The sequence below is a fragment of the Archangium minus genome (genome assembly GCF_044360475.1).
GTDB classification, from domain to species: domain Bacteria; phylum Myxococcota; class Myxococcia; order Myxococcales; family Myxococcaceae; genus Archangium; species Archangium minus.
Window position 1 is genome coordinate 12,189,109 of sequence record NZ_CP043494.1, and the last position, 18,392, is coordinate 12,207,500.

17 protein-coding genes and 2 rRNA genes (1 of these 19 running past the window's edge) are annotated in these 18,392 nt (G+C 65.4%); 10 read left to right on the plus strand and 9 right to left on the minus strand.

Annotated features, from left to right (window positions below; translation table 11 throughout):
• Positions 1-16 precede the first annotated feature (16 nt).
• From F0U60_RS50140 to F0U60_RS50150, 3 genes are all read left to right on the plus strand, one after another.
• Positions 17-529, plus strand: a complete 513-nt coding sequence (locus tag F0U60_RS50140) for a hypothetical protein (protein WP_395811589.1) — start codon at positions 17-19, stop codon at positions 527-529.
• Positions 526-1,065, plus strand: coding sequence for a hypothetical protein (locus F0U60_RS50145; protein WP_395811591.1), 540 nt, complete (start codon positions 526-528; stop codon positions 1,063-1,065). Before F0U60_RS50140 ends, F0U60_RS50145 begins: the two co-directional genes overlap by 4 nt.
• Before the next feature lie 102 nt (positions 1,066-1,167).
• Positions 1,168-2,274, plus strand: coding sequence for a hypothetical protein (locus tag F0U60_RS50150; protein ID WP_395811593.1), 1,107 nt, complete (start codon positions 1,168-1,170; stop codon positions 2,272-2,274).
• 12 nt (positions 2,275-2,286) lie between these two features.
• Here the strand turns inward: F0U60_RS50150 and F0U60_RS50155 are convergent, their stop codons facing one another.
• Positions 2,287-3,102: a GNAT family N-acetyltransferase gene (locus F0U60_RS50155; RefSeq protein ID WP_395811595.1), complete on the minus strand. Its 816-nt coding sequence runs from the start codon at positions 3,100-3,102 to the stop codon at positions 2,287-2,289.
• Between the two features lie 88 nt (positions 3,103-3,190).
• Here F0U60_RS50155 and F0U60_RS50160 point away from each other — a divergent pair, with 88 nt between their 5' ends.
• Genes F0U60_RS50160 through F0U60_RS50170 form a run of 3 tightly spaced genes read left to right on the plus strand, consistent with a single transcriptional unit; the run spans position 3,191 to position 6,608 of the window.
• Positions 3,191-4,405 carry a tetratricopeptide repeat protein gene (locus F0U60_RS50160; protein WP_395811597.1) on the plus strand — a complete coding sequence of 405 codons (1,215 nt, stop codon included), beginning with the start codon at positions 3,191-3,193 and terminating at the stop codon, positions 4,403-4,405.
• Complete coding sequence (locus F0U60_RS50165) at positions 4,402-5,025, plus strand: hypothetical protein (protein ID WP_395811599.1); 624 nt, start codon at positions 4,402-4,404, stop codon at positions 5,023-5,025. The genes F0U60_RS50160 and F0U60_RS50165 overlap by 4 nt, the downstream gene beginning before the upstream one ends.
• A 5-nt stretch (positions 5,026-5,030) precedes the next feature.
• Positions 5,031-6,608 (plus strand): TIM44-like domain-containing protein, encoded by a 1,578-nt coding sequence (locus tag F0U60_RS50170; protein ID WP_395811601.1) that lies wholly within the window; start codon positions 5,031-5,033, stop codon positions 6,606-6,608.
• Positions 6,609-6,709: 101 nt separating this feature from the next.
• On the opposite strand, the gene F0U60_RS50175 is transcribed toward F0U60_RS50170, so the two are convergent.
• The 4 genes from F0U60_RS50175 to F0U60_RS50190 form a co-directional block, all read right to left on the minus strand.
• Positions 6,710-8,563: a nitrogen regulation protein NR(II) gene (locus tag F0U60_RS50175; protein ID WP_395811603.1), complete on the minus strand. Its 1,854-nt coding sequence runs from the start codon at positions 8,561-8,563 to the stop codon at positions 6,710-6,712.
• Positions 8,564-8,608: 45 nt separating this feature from the next.
• On the minus strand, positions 8,609-10,243 hold the full coding sequence (locus F0U60_RS50180) for an ATP-binding protein (protein WP_395811605.1): 1,635 nt from the start codon (positions 10,241-10,243) through the stop codon (positions 8,609-8,611).
• A 157-nt stretch (positions 10,244-10,400) separates the two neighbouring features.
• Positions 10,401-10,637 carry a hypothetical protein gene (locus tag F0U60_RS50185; RefSeq protein WP_395811607.1) on the minus strand — a complete coding sequence of 79 codons (237 nt, stop codon included), beginning with the start codon at positions 10,635-10,637 and terminating at the stop codon, positions 10,401-10,403.
• A gap of 61 nt (positions 10,638-10,698) precedes the next feature.
• A complete protein-coding gene (locus F0U60_RS50190) occupies positions 10,699-12,027 on the minus strand; it encodes an MFS transporter (RefSeq protein WP_395811609.1) in 1,329 nt (442 codons plus the stop codon).
• A gap of 108 nt (positions 12,028-12,135) precedes the next feature.
• On the opposite strand from F0U60_RS50190, the gene F0U60_RS50195 reads away from it, so the two are divergent.
• Both F0U60_RS50195 and F0U60_RS50200 read left to right on the plus strand, forming a co-directional pair.
• Complete coding sequence (locus F0U60_RS50195; protein WP_395811611.1) at positions 12,136-12,315, plus strand: hypothetical protein; 180 nt, start codon at positions 12,136-12,138, stop codon at positions 12,313-12,315.
• A 21-nt stretch (positions 12,316-12,336) separates the two neighbouring features.
• Complete coding sequence (locus F0U60_RS50200) at positions 12,337-12,612, plus strand: hypothetical protein (RefSeq protein WP_395811613.1); 276 nt, start codon at positions 12,337-12,339, stop codon at positions 12,610-12,612.
• A 38-nt stretch (positions 12,613-12,650) separates the two neighbouring features.
• Here F0U60_RS50200 and F0U60_RS50205 read toward each other — a convergent pair whose 3' ends face one another.
• Both F0U60_RS50205 and F0U60_RS50210 read right to left on the minus strand, forming a co-directional pair.
• Positions 12,651-13,049 carry an OsmC family protein gene (locus F0U60_RS50205; protein ID WP_395811615.1) on the minus strand — a complete coding sequence of 133 codons (399 nt, stop codon included), beginning with the start codon at positions 13,047-13,049 and terminating at the stop codon, positions 12,651-12,653.
• 4 nt (positions 13,050-13,053) lie between these two features.
• Positions 13,054-13,608 (minus strand): YceI family protein, encoded by a 555-nt coding sequence (locus tag F0U60_RS50210; RefSeq protein WP_395811617.1) that lies wholly within the window; start codon positions 13,606-13,608, stop codon positions 13,054-13,056.
• Between the two features lie 130 nt (positions 13,609-13,738).
• Here F0U60_RS50210 and F0U60_RS50215 point away from each other — a divergent pair, with 130 nt between their 5' ends.
• Both F0U60_RS50215 and F0U60_RS50220 read left to right on the plus strand, forming a co-directional pair.
• Positions 13,739-14,626, plus strand: coding sequence for a LysR substrate-binding domain-containing protein (locus F0U60_RS50215; protein ID WP_395811619.1), 888 nt, complete (start codon positions 13,739-13,741; stop codon positions 14,624-14,626).
• A gap of 119 nt (positions 14,627-14,745) precedes the next feature.
• Positions 14,746-15,672 carry a pirin family protein gene (locus F0U60_RS50220; protein ID WP_395811621.1) on the plus strand — a complete coding sequence of 309 codons (927 nt, stop codon included), beginning with the start codon at positions 14,746-14,748 and terminating at the stop codon, positions 15,670-15,672.
• 139 nt (positions 15,673-15,811) lie between these two features.
• Here F0U60_RS50220 and rrf read toward each other — a convergent pair.
• A 5S ribosomal RNA gene (rrf, locus tag F0U60_RS50225) occupies positions 15,812-15,928 on the minus strand.
• A gap of 169 nt (positions 15,929-16,097) precedes the next feature.
• Positions 16,098-18,392 (minus strand): 23S ribosomal RNA (locus F0U60_RS50230) (it continues 674 nt past the right edge of the window).

Consider the following 18,392-nt stretch of genomic DNA (forward strand, 5'->3'; position numbering starts at 1 on the left):
TTAATGGGGGTGGACCGTGCGTATCTGGAAGGTCCTAATCGGCGGCTGGACGCTGATGTGCGCCGTCGGGTGTGGCCACGGAGAAGCGGTGCGGCGGGAGGAGCCAGGAGAAGGGCTGCGGGTGGCGTGTGCACGGGGCGACGAGGGGGCGTGCGGAGCGGACGAGTCCGAGGAAGGCACACGCACCAAAGGAGGCACGGTCTCGCTGCGCATTTGGGCGCTCATCGCGCAGGGGCAGTTCGCGGAGGCGCAACTGCTGATCGCCGAGTCGACAGCGGCGGGGCTGCTCACGCAGCAGCAGGCAGCACGGATGCTGGAGCGCATCACGCTGCTCAACACGCGACTGGGACAAATACCGGCCACGCTGCAACGAGTGCAGGACTTCCCGTCACAGCTGCGCGACTTCACCCTGTTTCAAATCAAGCAGCAGCTCGAGCGACGGGACTACACGTTGGCGACGCAGGCGCAACTGAAGCTGGCCGAAAAACTCATCGAGCAGCAGGACCGGTTGATGGAGAAGGTGAAATGACGAAGGCGCCCTCGCCCCCGAGTGTGGAGGAGCTGGCCGAGCGCCTGCGCGAGGCCCGGCGCGCGGGAGCACCGGGAACACCGGAGCGACTGAGACTGCACCGGGAGCTGGCGGAGAGCTGCCCCACCTTCACCCCCAACCTGCTGGAGCTCGCAAGACAGTTGCAGCTCGCGAACGAGCCGGGGCGGGACGCGAGGGAGAACCTTGAAGAGGCAAGGCGGCTGCTGGAGCAAGCGGTCGTGGGAACGGAGCGGAGCGGCGAGGCGGTGGTGGAGCTGGGGTACTACCTGGACACGATCCACAACGAGCCTGAGCAGGCCACGAAGCTCTACGAGGAGGGAGCAGCCCGGGCGTTAGAGACGCTGGAGGATGCGTGGGCAGGGCTGCTGCGCGCGTGGGTGCACGAGCGGACGAAGGAGTCACTGAAGAAGGCACTGAGACTGAGCGAGCGGGCGGAAAAACTCTTCCCAGACTCGGGGCGAATCCAGGGAGTGGTGCAAGAAGCACGTCAGGCAGCCGAACACGAGGGCCTCTAACCGTGTATGCCCCCTCTCCCTCTGGGAGAGGGCTGGGGTGAGGGTAAATCCCCCCCTGTGGCCGCCACTGAGCCCCCACCTCGCGTAGGGTGCGAAGCGCGAATGAGCCACCTGAGATCCGCGACGCGTGAAGACAATCCCCGGCTGCTCGAGCTGTTCGGAGCGGTGCCGATGCAAGGCGAGCTGGTGCTAGCCACGCAGCGCTCACCGGACTTCTTCCGCCTCTACGACATGCAGCGAGGAGACACCGAGCTCTGGGTGCACGAGGTAGAGGAGGGGCTGGACGGGATGGGAGCGGTGCTCGTGAGGGAGGGCTGGCTGGAGGGCCGGCCGTGCCGAGTGGGGTACCTCGGAGACCTCCGCACGCGCTTCTCGGCGAGACGCAGCCGGGGGCTGGCACGCTTCTACGGGCCGGTGCTGGAGGAGACGGCGAAGCGGCAGGGCGTCGACGTGTTCCTCACCTCGGTGATGGCAACGAACGCGGCGGCGCTGCAAGCGTTGGTGAAGCGCAAGAAGAAGCGAGAAGCCCAACCCCACTACGCACTGCTGAGACGCTTCTCGGCGGTATCGGTGCACTTCACCCGTCGGCGCAAACCGCGCCCGGGCCGCATCCACGTGCGTCGAGCCACCGCTGGGGACATACCGGCCATGGCGGCGATGCTGGACGCGGACCACCGCGCCCGTCCCTTCGGCTACCGATACGACCAAGGAGAGCTGGAGCACCGGCTGGAGCGCTGGCCAGGCCTGAGCGTGGAGGGCTGCTACCTGGCGTTCGACGAAGGCAGGAAGCTGGTGGGGTGCACCTCGGTATGGGATCCGGACGCGGTGAAGAGGTACCGAGTGCTGGCGTACCGGGGCTCGATGCGGTGGGTGAAGTGGGGCTACGACGCGATGGCCACGGTGTTGCGAGCGCCGAGGCTGCCGGAGCCGGGCAACGACTTCCGCTACTTCTACCTGTGCAACACGAGCATCGCGGGAGAAGACCCGACCATTCTGCGCGCGCTGGTGGAGCAGGTGTACGCGGACCACCACGGCAAGGGGTACCACTTCTTCTCGTTGTACCTGGACGAGGGAGACCCACTCAACCCAGCGCTGGAAGGCTTCTTCCAGCGGAGGCTGGACTTCCACCTCTATGCGGTGACGCCGGCGAGCGCAGCGCGAGAGCACTTTCCAACGGGACGCACCGGCTTCGAGATGGCCCTGGCCTGAAGCGCTCCCCACTCAGTACGACGAGAGGGGTGGCCGCATCATCACGAGCTTCGGGTACGCGCAGCAGAAGCCCGCCTTCTCATAGTTGCGTTGCGAGGCCGTCAGGGGCTCCGTCGAGGCCGTCACCACATCGCAGCCCCGCTCGGCCGCCCAGGCCATACGCGCGCGGATGAGCGCGAGCTGAATGCCCCTGCCTCGGAACGGCGGTGCAACCCCGTCCGCCGAGAGCAGGGCCACCCCCTCTGTCGCGGACACCACGCCCACGCCCCGGGCCTCACCGTCCTGGAGCGCGAAGAAGCAGGTGTTCCCCTCGGTGTCCACGAGCCCCAGGCCCCCGGACAGCTCCTGCTCGGACCCCGCGGGCCGTCCCAGGTAGGCGCGGAAGAAGAGCTCCGCCCAGCGCCGCTCCTCTCCCGGACGGATGGGCCGCACCTCCACGCCTGGAGGAGCCGGCGGCACGGGCGATGGAGTGCGCCACCACACCTGGAGGAAACGCTCCACCCGGTAACCCCGCGCGCCCAGCTTCGCGGAGAGCGAGGGCTCGCAGAACGGGTTCAGCTCGATGCGGACGGCACCTCCCCCGCGGCTCAACAGCTCCTCGATGCGCTCGAGGTCCGCCGTGCCCACCATCCCCTCGAGCCCCACGCCGATGGCCGCCGAGTAAGGTGAGCGCACACCGAGGAAGATGGCCCGTCCGCCTGCGATGCGCAGGGAGGGGACGCCCTGGCGCGCAGGGAATGGCGTCCGATCAATCTGCTCCGCCTGGGCATTCTCGATGCGCCGAGCGAGCACGCGCGGTTCCACCCACGGAAGAGACACGGCTGTCATGCAGGCCTCCTGCCCCGAGTGTGCTCCCAAGCAAGCGGCCGGTCGAGCGCGCTTGCGAGGTGTGCGTCCAACATCTCATGCTTCGCGGATGCCAAGACTCCAACTCCCGGGAGGGCTGCTCATCGTCCTCCTCGCCGGCTCCGGCTGCACCGCGGGCCGTGCCCATGCGCCGCGGCACGAGAGCACCTCGAACTCCTACGAGGCCCGTCTGGAGCGGGCTCGCCTCAGCCTGCGCGGACCGGAGCACGAGGCCACACTCTCCGACCTGGAAGCCCTCGCACACGAAGTGGAGGCCCAGCTCAAGAAGAGCCCCCGGGATGCCCGGCTGCACACCGTGCTGGCACGCACTGCCTTCCTCCTGCACCAGGAGGAGAAAGCGCTCGCGGAGGCCGAGCGGAGCCTCGCGCTCGAGCCGAACCAGGCCGAGCCCCACTTCATCAAGGCCTTCATCCTCGGAAGCGGAGACGCGGTAGAGGCCGCCCTCGATGACGCCCGCCGCGCCACCGAGCTGGACGCCCGACAAGCCCGCTATTGGCAGCTCCTGGGCACGCTGAACCTCCAGCTCGACAAACCGGCGGAGGCGCGCGAGGCCATCGACAAGACGCTCGCGCTGGAGCCGGACAACGCGCAGGCGCTCTTCGTCCTCGGCCTGCTGCACATGGAGCAGGGCAGGCCGGACGAGGCGCTGGCGGCCTACGAGAAGGCGCGCAAGTCCGAGCCGGAGTTCGCGATGGCGCACTACAACGCCGGGCAACTCCACCAGTTGCGCGGAGATGCCGCCGCGGCGCTGGAGCGCTTCCAGAAGGCGGCCGAGCTGGAGCCCCAGGACTGGAGGACACGGGCGAAGCTGGTGCAGCTCCACCAGGCGCTTGGGCACAAGGAGCAGCGGGACGCAGAGCGGGAGGCACTGCTGCTGCTGCGCCAGGCGGGCAAGGTGGACAAGGACTACTTCATCCGCGAGCAGTTCAGCGAAGCAGGCCGCAACGTCATGGTGGTGGAGAACTTCGAGCTGGAGGGCGACTGGGCCCGCCGCTACGAGTTCCAGGTGTACGCGCCGGACCAGGAGCGACCCTCGTTCGTCATCTCCCTGGGCTCCTACTCCTTCGCCACCACGTTCGCGCGCGAGAAGGACCCCAACGGCCCGCGCCTGTTCCACCTCGACGGCTACCACCCGGACAACGCGCACGACACGTACGGCTTCTTCCAGGGCGAGCCCTCCTACGACGAGACGCGAGAGATGGTGCTCTCCGTCCTGCGGGGCGAGCTCAAGCCCATGTCCTCCACAAAGCCTGGCAAACCATGAAAGCATTCTTCGAAGACGCCACCCGGAAGAGGGCCGCTGCGGAGGTGAAAGCCATTGAAGCCCGCACCGCCGCCGAGGTGGTGGTGGCCGTCCGCCACGCCTCGGGCCACTACCGGCACACGGACTACCTCGTGGGCTTCGGGCTGTCGCTCGTGACGCTGCTGGCCATGCTGTATCTACCGCCCGAGTTTCCGTTGGAGACCTTCCCCGTGGGCGTGGCACTCGCCTTCGCGATGGGGGCCTATTCGAGCGAGCGGCTTCCGAGCCTGCGCCGGAGGCTCACCTCGCGCAAGCTGCTGGAGGAGAACGTGCGGACGGCGGCACGCGCGACCTTCGTGGAGCTCGGGGTATCGCGCACATCGGGGCGCACGGGCCTGCTCGTGCTCGTCTCCACCTTCGAGCGGCGTGTGGAGGTGGTGGCGGACGTCGGCGTGGACACCGCCGCGCTGGGCTCGGAATGGGAGCAGGCGCTGACGAAGCTATCCGCCGCTGTGGCCGCCTCCGAGTCCCCCAAGCCCTTCTTCGAAGCGCTGCGCCTGTTGGCCCCTCCACTGGAGCGAGTGCTGCCGCGCGGCGACGATGACATCAACGAGCTTCCCGACGCTCCCCACGCCGCGTGAGTCGCATGAATCGCCTTAGCCGATGGCTCCTCTTCACCGCGCCGCTCTTGCTGGCGCTGGTCCTCATCTCGCGGGAGGGCCAGGCGCGCCCGGGAGGCGGCAACACCTACCGTGGCTCGAGCTCCTCCAGCAGCAGCAGCAGTAGTAGCCGGAGTTACTCCAGCTCCAGCAGCTCCTCTCGGAGCTACGGCTCCTCGAGTAGCTACTCCGGAGGCTCCTCCTCGGGCTCGAGCGACGCCGCCGGCGGCGGGTACATCTGCCTGTTTTTAGGACTCGTCTTCGCAGTGGTCATCGTCAGGCAATACGTCGAGAACCGCAACGCCCCGACACCTCCTGACTGGAGTACGACCGAGAAGCTGTCCTCGGAGCGCAAGGAGCAGGCGCGGGAGCGGCTGAACCGGCTGAGGACCGAGGGGCCGCCAGGACCGGACGGAAGACCCATCCCGTTCGATCCAGACTTCTCGCAGATCCTCTTCGAGGACTTCCTCTACGCGCTGTACGCGAAGGTGCACGAGGCGCGCGGCGGCGGCCGGCTGGACACGATGGCCGCGTACCTCTCCACGCGGGCACGGGCGGCACTGCGAGTGCTCGGCGAACCGGAGCGGGTGTACGGGGTGGTGGTGGGCGCCATGCAGTACCTCTCGGCGAGCCCGCTCTCGGCCACCAGCGAGCGCATCAGCGTCCGCGTGCGCTTCGAGACCAACTACACCGAGGATTCCGCCTCTGGCGCCGCACGGAGCTACTACGTCGCGGAGGAGTGGACGCTCACGCGCTCCACGAAGGCGAAGTCACGCTCGCCCCAGAACGCCCGGGTCTTCAAGTGCCCCAACTGCGGCGCACCCCTGGAGGGGATGCAGGGCAACACCTGCGCCTACTGCCAGAAGACGGTGAACACGGGCGAGTTCGACTGGGTGGTGGACAGCGTGTCGGTGGTGGAGCGGAAGGAGCGCGGTCTACAACTCGCCGGAGACACGCCCGAGGAGGGAACGGATCTGCCCACGGTGAAGCAGCCCCGGGTGGACGAGCGCCTGAGAAGGCTGCTCGCGGCGGACCCGGCGCTGACATGGGAGGCGCTCGAGCAGCGCCTCGGGCTCATCTTCCAGGAGCTGCAGGTGGCGTGGTCCAACCGCCAGTGGGAGCGGGCGCGCCCATACGTGAGCGACAGCCTCTTCCAGATGCAGCTCTACTGGATGGAGGCATACAAGAGGGCGGGGCTGCGTAACGTGACGGAGAACGCACGCATCACGCGAGTGGAGTTGGCGCGGGTGACAGCGGACCGGTACTACGTGGCGCTCACGGTGCGGCTGTTCGCCACGGGGCTGGACTACACGGTGAGGGACTCGGATGGGATGTGCCTGAGCGGCAGCCAGCGGCGCGAGCGGCGCTACAGCGAGTACTGGACGCTCATCCGAGGCACGCGAACGAGAGGAAAACCCAGCGCGGACAAACGCTGCCCCTCATGCGGAGCGGCGCTCGCCATCAACATGGCGGGCAACTGCACGCACTGCTCGGCGAAGGTGACGTCCGGAGACTTCGACTGGGTGCTCAGCCGAATCGAGCAGGACGAGTCCTACCAAGGCTGAGCCCCCACTCCTCCCCTCCCTCTCCCTCTGGGAGAGGGTCGGGGTGAGGGTATAAAGGTTCCCGGGTTGGCTCTGGATGAAGGGGTCCGTACGCGCCGGACTCACCCAGAAGCAGCCGCAGCGAGGGTTTGCAGGGGCAGCTCGAGGGTGAAGGTAGCGCCCTGCCCACGACCGGGGCTCTCGCACGAGAGCACGCCACCCAGCTCCTCGGCCGCGAGCGCACTGGTGTGCAGCCCAAAACCGTGCCCGTCCTTCTTCGTGGTGAAGCCATGGGTAAAGAGGCGAGGGAGGTTCTCCGGAGCAATACCCACCCCGTTGTCGACCACGGAGATGCGCAACCGCCCTTCCCCGCCAGGCTCCACGCGGATGGTGAGGCACGGGTCCGCACGACCGCTCTCCTGCATCGCATGGCGCGCGTTGCTCAGCAGGTTGAGCAGGATTTGAAACAGCTTATGCCGATCCACCCACACGGGCGGCACCGCGGCGTACTCACGCCGAACCTCGATGTGCAGCCGCTGAAACGCGGTGGCCTGAAGACGCAACGCACCGTCGAGGAGCTCGGGCAGGGACACCTTCTCCACCACCCCGGAGAAGCGCGCGTACTGCTGCTGCATGCCGACGACGGTCCGGATGTGCTCCACACCATCGCTCAGCGTCCGCAGCTCCGCGAGGATGGCGTCCCGCTCCTTCACGAGCTGAGCGGTGGCGGACTCCAGGTAGGCCGGGAGCGTCCGGCCCCGAGGGTCGGAGGTGAGGAACGTGCCCGGATCCGCCTCGTGCTCGCGCAACAACCGCACCCCCTTCTCCAGGCCGGCGACTCGCATGCCGCGCAACCGTTCCCCCAGGAGGTTGGCCGACACGTTCACGCTGTTGAGCGTATTGCCCACGTTGTGCAGGACCCCGGTCGCCACCTCCGCCATGCCCGCCAGGCGCGAGGCATCCACCAGGCCGCGGTGCAGCTCGCTCAGCCGCGCCTCGGCGGCCTTCCGCTCCGTGATGTCCCGCACGAAGACGGTGAGCTTCACCACCTTCCCTTCCTCGCTCAGCACGGGGCTGATGGTGGTCTCCACCGTGGAGCTGACTCCTTCAATGGGCGGGATGACCATCTCCTCCCGCACCTGCTGGCCGGTCCGGGCCTGGGCGAGCCACTCCTTCCACCGCACCTGCCGCGCGAGAGGCAGCCAGGCGTAGATGAACTCACCTCGTGGGAGGTTCTTCCCGAAGCGCCGCCGGAAGTAGGCCCTCGCCGCCTTGTTGCTGATGATCAGCCGCCCATCCAAATCCACGGAGCACACGATGTCATCGGTGCTCTCGATGAGGCTGGCCAGCTCGCTCTCGCTGTCTCGCAGCGTCTTCAACGCCCGCTCGCTCGCCGCATGAGCCTCGATGCGCGAGGAGAGGAACAGCCCACTCACCACCCAACCGCACAGGAGGAAGACGGCCCCGAAGCAGCTGAACAACCAGTCGCTGCCCCCATAGCTGGCGCCCGCGTAGAGCGGATAGAGGACGGCGTTCAGCATGGAGAGCAGGGTGAAGAACAGGCCCAGACGCCACCCCAGCAGGTAGGCGGAGAGAACCGGGAGCAACATGCTCGCGGCATGCGTGGCCATGGCCAGGGAGCCCATGCGGAACGTGCTGAAGATGACCGCCCCCGTCAGCATGGAGCACAGGAGCAGCGCCGACGGCCGGGTCGACGTCCCCCAACGCAACAGCGCCAGGGACACCAGGATGCACGCCGTGCAGACCGCGCCCAGCACAGTCAGGCTCCCTGCATACTCCGTGAGCTGCACAAGCCCCAGGAACAACGAACAGCACCCGAGCAGCAGCCAGCACACCCCAACGAGCATCCGCGCCCGGCTGAGCTCAATGGCGTGCGCCCGACGCAGGCTCTCCGAGAGAGCCCCATCCAGCCGCTCCTGAAACCACGCCCCGAGCTGCTCCAAAGCACTCGACATGACGCGGACTATGCCCCAACCCGGTGTCCGCTGGGCAACACCGCGTCAGGAGGCCAGCACCGCCCGTGACTCGGTCGGTCGCTCGCCCATGGGCAGCAGCAGGGAGAAGGTGGTTCCGAGACCTTGCTCGCTGCGCACCCGCAGCTCTCCTCCCATTTTCTGCACGAGCGAGTGGCTGATGGACAGCCCGAGCCCCGTGCCCGAGCCGACCGGCTTGGTGGTGAAGAACGGATCAAAGATGCGCGGCAACACCTCGGGAGCAATCCCGTGGCCGGAGTCCGAGACGTCGATGCGTATGTACTCCCCCTCACGCTTGGTGCGTACGCGCAGGGTGTGCCGCTGCGGGGAGCCGGGCTGCATGGCCTGGATGGCGTTGATGATCAGGTTCAGGAACACCTGGCTGAGCCGGCTCTCGCTGGCGAACACGACGGGCAGCTCCTGGGCGTACTCCTTCTCCAGCGTCGCCGTGCGCTTGAGCTCGGACTGGGCCATGCGCAGCACGAAGTCGAGGCTCGCGTTGATGTCCACGGGAGCGAGCACCTCGTCCGAGACGTGCGAGAAGGAGCGCATGTCGCGCACGATGTCCCGGATGCGCTGGCAGCCGTCGAGCGACTCGGAGATGACCTCGCGGGCTTCCACGAGCATGTCCGTCATGTGCCCCGGGAAGGAGGGCAGCGCCGCCAACTGCCGCTCCAGGTCGTCGCGCCAGCCCTGCAGGTAGGACAGGTTGGAGAGCACGTAGGCGATGGGGTTGTTGATTTCGTGGGCGATGCCCGCCGCCAGGGCTCCCACCGAGGCGAGCCGGTCATTCTGGATGCTCTGCTGCTCCAACCGCCGCTTCTCGGTGAGATCATGCCCGACGACGAGCAGGTTCCGGGACGAGCCCATCTCCTGGAGGGAGGCAGCGATGTCCAGCGCCACGCGCTCGCCCCGAGCGGACGTCAGCCCCTGATCCGGCAGGCGCACCGTGCCGCGCGAGCGCAAGGTCCGCAGGGCCAGGCGCAGGGAGTCGCGCTCGTTCTCCGGTGCGAGCGTCTCGAAGCAGGAGCCGAGCAGCTCGGCGGCACTGCGCCCGAGCAGCCGCACCGCCACCGGGTTGGCCTCCAGCACCCGCCCCGCCTCATCGAGCAGGAAGACGGCATCACCCGAGGACTCCATCAACTGGCGGTTGCGCTCCTGGGTCTGCTTCACCTGGAGGCGCAGCCGCAGCAGCAACTCCACCTGACGCTTGAGCGCGAGCAGGTTGCGGCGCTGCTCCTCACCAAACGCGTGAGGCTCGCGATCGATGACACAGAGGGTCCCCAGGTTGTAGCCATCCTCTGACTGGATGGGAGCCCCGGCGTAGAAGCGGATGAAGGGCGCCTCGGACACGAGCGGGTTGTTGCAGAAGCGCGAGTCCTTCGAGGCGTCCTCGACGACGAAGACGTGCTCCTGCTCGATGGCGAAGGTGCAGAAGGAGATGCAGCGCTCCGTCTCCGTCACGCCTGGCAGACCCACGTTCGCCTTGAACCACTGCCGGTCCTTGTCGATCAAGCTGACAAGCGCGATAGGGACGCCACACATCCGGGCGGCGAGTTGAACGATGTCGTCATACTCGGACTCGGGTGGGGTATCGAGGATGCCGTAGCGCAGCAGGGCCTGCAGGCGCTTCTCTTCGTACTGGAGACCGGGGGGGAGCATGCACTCTTGATTTGCATCACCCTCCTGACGCGCGGCAGCGCCCCACGACCCTTCTGTGGAAAGGGAGACAGTCGTCAGGTGTGTCCTTCAACACAGAAAAGCAGCCCGCCTGGAGTTCGGCAGCCGCGCTGGAAGAGGGGCGGATGAGCGGGCCAAATCAGTACTGCTTTCCCGAATCGGCGAAGCGGAGGGCGCATTGAAAGCACACCACCGCGAACAGCGCGGTGAGGATCAACCAGGAGGTCGCCCCCCGCATCAACACGCCCTCATCCCGTAGGAAGCCCAGCATGTTCCCCAGGGCCCGATAGGCGCAGGAGAGCGCCGCGCCCGCCGAGGCGAAGATGGCGAGAAGCCAGAGGAGGATGTGTTTCGCGCGTGCCGCTTTCGTGGACATGTCGCGCGCGATGATACGCCAACGAGGTGAGCCGCCCAGGCGCCTTGCGGCGGAGAGGCCGTCAGTCGAAGCGGTTCTGCCGCTGAGTATCGCGCATGAAGACGTAGACGAGCAGCGAGCACAGGATGCAGCCGCTCACGTACCAGAAGAACCAGCGCTCGTGGCCGCGGAGCTTGAGCCATGTGCCCAGGTATTCGGCCGTCCCACCGAAGATGGACACAGTGAGCGCATAGGGCAGACCCACGCCCAGGGCGCGGATGCTCGCCGGGAAGAGCTCGGCCTTCACCACGGCGTTGATGGAGGTGTAGCCTGAGATGATGACGAGCGCGGCCAGCACCAGCAGAAAGGCCATGAAGGCATCACGGGTTTGGGTGAGGGCTGTCAGCAGGGGCACGGTGCACAGCGTGCCCATGACACCGAACCACATCAGCACGGGCCTGCGGCCCACCTTGTCGGAGATGAAGCCAAACACCGGCTGCAGCAGCATATAGATGAACAGGCTCGACACCGAGATGAGCGTGGACTGGTCCCTCGACAAGCCCACCGAGTTCACCAGGAACTTCTGCATGTAGACGGTGTATGTGTAGAAGGCGAGCGTGCCGCCCATGGTGAGCCCCACGACGAGGGCAATCTCCTTGGGGTGCCGAAGCAGCTCGCGCATGGGCCGGTGCGCCGTCTTCCTGGCAGCCTCGGCCTGGAAGGCCTCTGTCTCCACCATGCTGCGGCGCATGTAGAAGCCGACGACAGCCAGCGCGGCGCCGCACAGGAAGGGGATGCGCCACCCCCACGCCTCGAGCTGTGGGCCGGTGAGCACCAGGCGCTGCAGCACCAGCAGCGTCATGGTCGCGAGCAGCTGGCCCATGATGAGCGTGACGTACTGGAAGGAGCTGTAGAACCCACGGTGGCGGGAGGTGGCGACCTCGCTGAGGTAAGTGGCGCTGGTGCCATACTCGCCACCGAGCGAGAGCCCTTGGAGCAACCGGGCCAAGATGAGCACCACGGGCGCCAGCACGCCGATGCGCTCATACGTCGGACAGAGGGCGATGATGAGGGACCCCAGGCACATCAGCGTGACCGAGAGGGACAACGCGGCGCGGCGCCCCCGCAGGTCCGCATACATGCCCATCACCCAGCCGCCGATCGGACGGATGAGGAAGCCGAGCGCGAAGACCGCGGCCGTGTTGAGCTGCTCGACGATGGGGTTGTCGCTGGGGAAGAACGACTTCGCGAAGTACAGCGAGAAGGCCGAGTAGATGTAGAAGTCGTACCACTCGATCAGATTGCCGACCGAACCGCCGAAGATGGAGGTCACCCGTTGCCGCAGACCACGCTCGGCGGTGGTGGCCACTGGCAGCGCGGCGGACGAGGACTCGAAGCTGGACGAATTCACGGGTGCATCATGCCCGAGGAGCAGGCGACCTGCCTTCGTTCCGGCCCATGCCAGCCAGGCCCATCGTGCCCAGTTTCGAAGGAAACACATTTCTGGGGAGGCGGGGCGATGAACCAGCAGAACCCGGACGACAAGCAGGGAACCCGGCAGGGCTCGGGCGAGAACGAGAACGAGCAAATCCGTCACAAGGGAGGCGGGCGCTCGACCTCAGAGGAGAAACAGTCCGGCCCTCAGCCCGAGGGCAACGGCGGCACGGGCCAGCCCGCGGCATTCCCACCGCACAACTGAATCCGAGCGCGGGAGCAGACCATGTCTTCGGAGTGGGCGCAGGAAGCCGAGCGTCAGGCCAAGGCCATCACGAGGGACCTCGTTGAAGTAGGCAAGGTGAAGGGCTTCCGCGTGCTGTACCAGAAGCGGGAGGCGAGGTTCGTCCTGAGGGCGAGGACGACGACGGCCTACTTCTCCGCCCACGACTACCAGACGCCGAAAGGCATGGACTGGCTCCAGCTGCGCATCGACATCCTCACGCGAGTCCGGCGGGGGATGCAGCAGGACACGCAGGAAGAATTCGTCCCTGCTCCTTGAGGATGTCCCCTCTCCCGAAGGCAGAGGGCTGAAGCGGATTAGAGGGGCTCGGTGACGATCTCGACGTTCGTCGAGGTCATGAGCTTATGGATGGGACAGTGAGCGACGGCATCGTAGAGCCGCTGCTTCTCTTCCTGGGTCAGCTCGCCGTAGAACGCGAGCTTCACGCGCAGGGAGTAAGTGCCCTGTCGTTCGCGCGAGTCATCGCGCTCGACGTGGGTCTCGACGCACTCCAGAGCCATCCCGTGCTTCTTCGCGTACCACGTCGCCGTCAGCGCCTTGCATGCAGCGAGCGAGGCGTCGAAGTAGTCATGGGGCCCTGGAGCGGAGGACTGGCCTCCCTGTGCGGAGGAGACGTCGGCGTGAAAGGTGTGCCCGTCGACATGAATGACCTGGCGGAATGCGCCGCGCTGTTCGGTCTGGCTCTCGGTGCTCATGGTCTCACGCCGCCTTCTCGGCACCCTGCTGCGCCTTGACCGCCTGGAGCTCCAGGGAGATCTCCACCTTCTCGCCCACGAGGACGCCGCCGGTCTCGAGCGCCTGGTTCCACTTCAGACCGAAGTCGCGGCGATCGACCGACGTCTTCGCCTCGAAGGCCGCCTTGACGTTGCCCCAGGGGTCCTTGCCGATGCCGAGCTGCTCGGCCTCAAGCACCACCTCGCGGGTGACGTCACGGATGGTCAGGTTGCCGGTCACCCGGAGGCCATTGCCCGAGGACTTCTCCACCTTCGTGCTCTGGAAGGTGATGGCGGGGAACTTCTCCACGTCGAAGAAGTCCGCCGAGCGCAGGTGCGCGTCACGCTGCTCGACACCGGTGTCGATGCTCGCCGTCTCGATGCGGACGGAGACCGACGAGGCGGTGATGTCCTGCTCGTCCAGCGACACCGTCCCACTGTACGACCGGAAGCTTCCGCGCACTTTCGCAATGACCATGTGACGGACGGTGAAGTGGATACCGGAGTGGGTCGTGTCGATGTTCCAGGTCGCGCTAGCCATGTGCGTTCTTCCTTTTCGGTGCGGCGTGTTTGACGTTGCTGAAGGTAGCGGCGAGCAGTGGCCTTGATTAGATGGGGCGAGCTGGAAGAACTGTTCCACCCATGGAACAACGCCCGAGCAGAGAACGGACATGGACCTCAACGAACTCCTCGTCTTCGCCAAGGTGGTGCAGGCCGGCAGCTTCACGGTGGCAGCGCGCGGGCTGCGAATGCCCAAGTCCACCGTTAGCCGGAAGGTGTCCGAGCTCGAGGAGCGGGTTGGCGCTCAACTCTTGCAGCGCACGACACGCAAGCTGAACCTGACGGAGGTGGGGCGTGCCTATTACGAGCACTGCGCACGCATCGTGGCTGAGGCGGAGCAGGCCGAGCTAGCCGTCACGCGCATGCAGGCTGCGCCGCACGGGCTCCTCCGAGTGACGGCCCCTCTCACCTTCAGCTTCCTCGGACCGATCGTCGCGGAGTTCCTGAAGCGCTACCCCGAGGTGCAGCTCGAAATGGTGTGCACGGACCGCTCGGTCGACCTGGTGGAGGAGGGGTTCGACCTGGCCGTGCGCGCGGGACGGTTGGCCGATTCGTCCCTGGTTGCCCGCCGGCTCGGGAGCCTCGAGCGCATCGTCATGGCGGCCCCGAGCTACATCAAGGAACGGGGAACGCCCAAGTCACCCAAAGACCTCGAGAAGCACGACTGCCTCTTGTTCGGAGCGGGGCAGGTGGGGAACATCTGGACCCTGCACTCCGGGAACAAGTCGGTCGAGGTCTCAGTCCGTGCGCGCCTCGTCGTGAACGAGCCCGACATGTTGGGCTCGGTGACGCTGGCGGGCGCCGGGGTCACGCTCCTCCCCACCCTCCCCCACGCCGCGGACCTCAACGCCGGACGCCTGCAGCGCCTCCTGCCGGACTGGACCTCATCAGGAGCACCGGTACACGCGGTCTATCCAAGCACCCGGCATCATTCACCCAAGGTGATGGCCTTCGTGGACTTCCTGCGAGAGCGCTGGCCGGCCTCCCCCTCGAACTGATCCACCCGTGGGACGGTCTTTCCTATTGTCGGCGTCTAGTGTGGACGCGGTCCCGCCCTCATGATGGATGTCAGACAAGACGGGAGCACCGCTGGCCGACCCGGCGGGAGGAGCCACACATGAGCTGGGATGAGACGATCGAGACGCGGCAGCACCCCGAGCTGGAGACCCTTATCGTCGGCCGCACCCGGGACCTCGGCGATGGATTCGAGGTGCGGCGGGTGCTGCCCTCCGCCCGGCGCCGGATGGTCGGCCCCTTCATCTTCCTCGACCAGATGGGGCCCACGGTGTTCAGCGCGGGCCAGGGACTCGACGTGCGGCCGCACCCGCACATCGGCCTGGCCACCGTCACCTACCTCTTCGATGGAGAAATCCTCCACCGCGACAGCCTCGGGGTGGTGCAACCCATCCGGCCCGGCGAGGTGAACTGGATGACGGCGGGGCAAGGCATCGTCCACTCCGAGCGCACGGCCCCCGAGACGCGGGCAGCGGGCGGGCCGGTCTTCGGCCTCCAAGCCTGGGTGGCGCTCCCGAAGAAGCACGAGGAGACCCGGCCCACCTTCGTCCACCATGCCGCCGACACCATGCCCTTCCTCGAGGGAGACGGCGTGCGCATGCACCTCATCGCAGGAGCGCTCTACGGGAAGCGCTCGCCCGTACAGACACTCTCGGACCTGTTCTACGCGGACACGGCCCTGGAAGAGGGCGCGGGGCTGGTGCTCCCGGCCGAGCACGAGGAGCGCGCGCTCTACCTCACGGAAGGCACGGTGGAGATTGACGGCATCGAGTTCAACCCGGGCGAGCTCCTCGTCTTCCGGCCGGGGAGCGAGATTGGCATCCAGGCCTCCACGAAGGCGCGAATGATGCTCCTCGGCGGCGAGCCGATGGACGGGCCGCGCTACATCTTCTGGAACTTCGTCTCGAGTTCGAAGGAGCGGCTGGAAGAGGCGAAGGCGGACTGGAAGGCTGGGCGCTTCGCCCGGGTACCGCAAGAGACGGAGTTCATCCCGCTGCCCGAGGAGCCCGCCCCTGTGCGCTATCCGTAGTGCAACGAGCCCTTGAGAGCCACGTTGAGCGCGGCCAGGCCCCGCCACACGGCGGGGATGCGGCAATAGAGAAAGAGCCCGCAAAGGCGAAGGCCCCGAGTCCACACGTGGGTGTGAGGACTCGGGGCCTTCAAAAAAAATCCGGCAGCGACCTACTCTCCCGCGCGGTTTCCCGCGGAGTACCATCGGCTCTGGAGGGCTTAACTTCCGTGTTCGGGATGGGAACGGGTGGGACCCCTCCGACATTGCCACCGGAAAACATGTGACGCGTGCATACAAAGGGTAGTTTTCAATTTCCTGCTGACAGAAGCTGGTGCCTTCTTCCGGGCCCGGCGCCACTCGCTTTCGGAGCGCGCTCAGGGGCCTCGACCTTGGCCTCGAATCCCTTACTCCCCCGTTTCGGTGGAGCTTGTGAGAGATTGAGGTAAAGTAAGCCGCACGACCAATTAGTACCGGTTAGCTCAACGCGTTACCGCGCTTACACACCCGGCCTATCAACGTCGTAGTCTTCGACGGGTCTTCAGGGGCTTGCGCCCGGGATACCTGTTCTTGAGGTCGGTTTCCCGCTTAGATGCTTTCAGCGGTTATCCAATCGACACATGGCTACCCAGCGATGCCTCTGGCGAGACAACTGGTACACCAGCGGTGTCTCCAACCCGGTCCTCTCGTACTAAGGTCAGAGCCTCTCAAGTATCCTACGCCCACAGCAGATAGGGACCAAACTGTCTCACGACGTTTTGAACCCAGCTCGCGTACCGCTTTAATTGGCGAACAGCCAAACCCTTGGGACCTGCTCCAGCCCCAGGATGCGATGAGCCGACATCGAGGTGCCAAACCTCCCCGTCGATGTGAACTCTTGGGGGAGATAAGCCTGTTATCCCCGGAGTACCTTTTATCCGTTGAGCGATGGCCCTTCCATTCAGGACCACCGGATCACTATGACCTGCTTTCGCACCTGCTCGACATGTCTGTCTCGCAGTCAAGCTCCCTTATGCCATTGCACTCGACGCCCGGTTTCCAATCGGGCTGAGGGAACCATCGCGCGCCTCCGTTACATTTTGGGAGGCGACCGCCCCAGTCAAACTACCCACCAGACAGTGTCCCAGCTCCCGTTGAGGGGGCATGGTTAGACACCAGAATCCGACAGGGTGGTATTTCACCGTTGCCTCCACCGAACCTAGCGGCCCGGCTTCAAAGGCTCCCACCTATCCTACACAGTCGAACCCTAGTGTCACTGTCAAGTTGTAGTAAAGGTTCACGGGGTCTTTCCGTCTTGCTGCGGGTAAACTGCATCGGCACAGCTATTTCAATTTCGCTGAGTCCCTCTCCGAGACAGTGCGGAAGTCGTTACTCCATTCGTGCAGGTCGGAACTTACCCGACAAGGAATTTCGCTACCTTAGGACCGTTATAGTTACGGCCGCCGTTTACTGGGGCTTCGGATCATCGCTTCGCCTTGCGGCTGACGAATCCCCTTAACCTTCCAGCACCGGGCAGGAGTCAGACCCTATACGTCGGCTTCGTGCCTTCGCAGAGTCCTGTGTTTTTGGTAAACAGTCGCTACCGCCATTTCTCTGCAACCTCTCTCGGCTCCAGCTGTACGCCTTCACCTACCAGAGGCCCACCTTCTTCCGAAGTTACGGTGGAAATTTGCCTAGTTCCTTGGAGGAGAGTTCTCTCAAGCGCCTTAGGATTTTCTCCTCACCCACCTGTGTCGGTTTGCGGTACGGACACCCTGTAGACTCCCCGCGGAACTTTTCTTGGAAGCCGAGCATCAACGACTTACCCCGTGAGGGGTGCCATGGGGTCTCGGGGATAGCTGCCGCGCCTTTTCATCGTACGCGACACCCCTACGCCTTTGGACTGGCACAACCACCGGCCAGCTCGTCTAGCTTTCTCCGTCCTTCCTCGGTTCAACGTCTACAAGATGGCGCAGGAATATTAACCTGCTTGCCATCACCTACGCCTTTCGGCCTCGGCTTAGGTCCCGGCTAACCCTGGGAAGATTAACTTGACCCAGGAAACCTTGGGTTTACGGCGAGGGGGTTTCTCACCCCCTTTATCGCTACTCATTTCGGCATCAGCACTCGCAACCACTCCAGCAGCCCTTGCGGTCTACCTTCGCTGTAGTTGCAACGCTCCCCTACCACTGCATGCGCCTGACGCATGCAATCCGAAGCTTCGGCGCTAGTCTTGAGCCCCGTTACATTTTCGGCGCGGCCTGTCTCGACCAGTGAGCTATTACGCTTTCTTTAAAGGATGGCTGCTTCTAAGCCAACCTCCTGGTTGTCAATGACCTGCCACATCCTTTCTAGTGTTCACTTAGACTAGACTTGGGGGCCTTAGCTGTCGGTCTGGGTTATTCCCCTCTTGCCAATGGACGTTATCACCCACTGACTGCTTCCCGAGATAACAATTACCGGCATTCGGAGTTTGGTACGGTTTGGTAATCTGGTGAGACCCCTAGCCGTTCCAGTGCTCTACCTCCGGTATTGAATTCCTCGAGACGATACCTAAATATCTTTCGGGGAGAACCAGCTATCACGGAGTTTGATTGGCCTTTCACCCCTACACACAGCTCATCCCAGAAATTTTCAACTTTCATGAGTTCGGTCCTCCATGAGGTGTTACCCTCACTTCAACCTGGCCATGTGTAGATCACCCCGCTTCGGGTTATAATGCACGCAACTGTAGTCGCCCGTTTCGGACTCGCTTTCGCTCC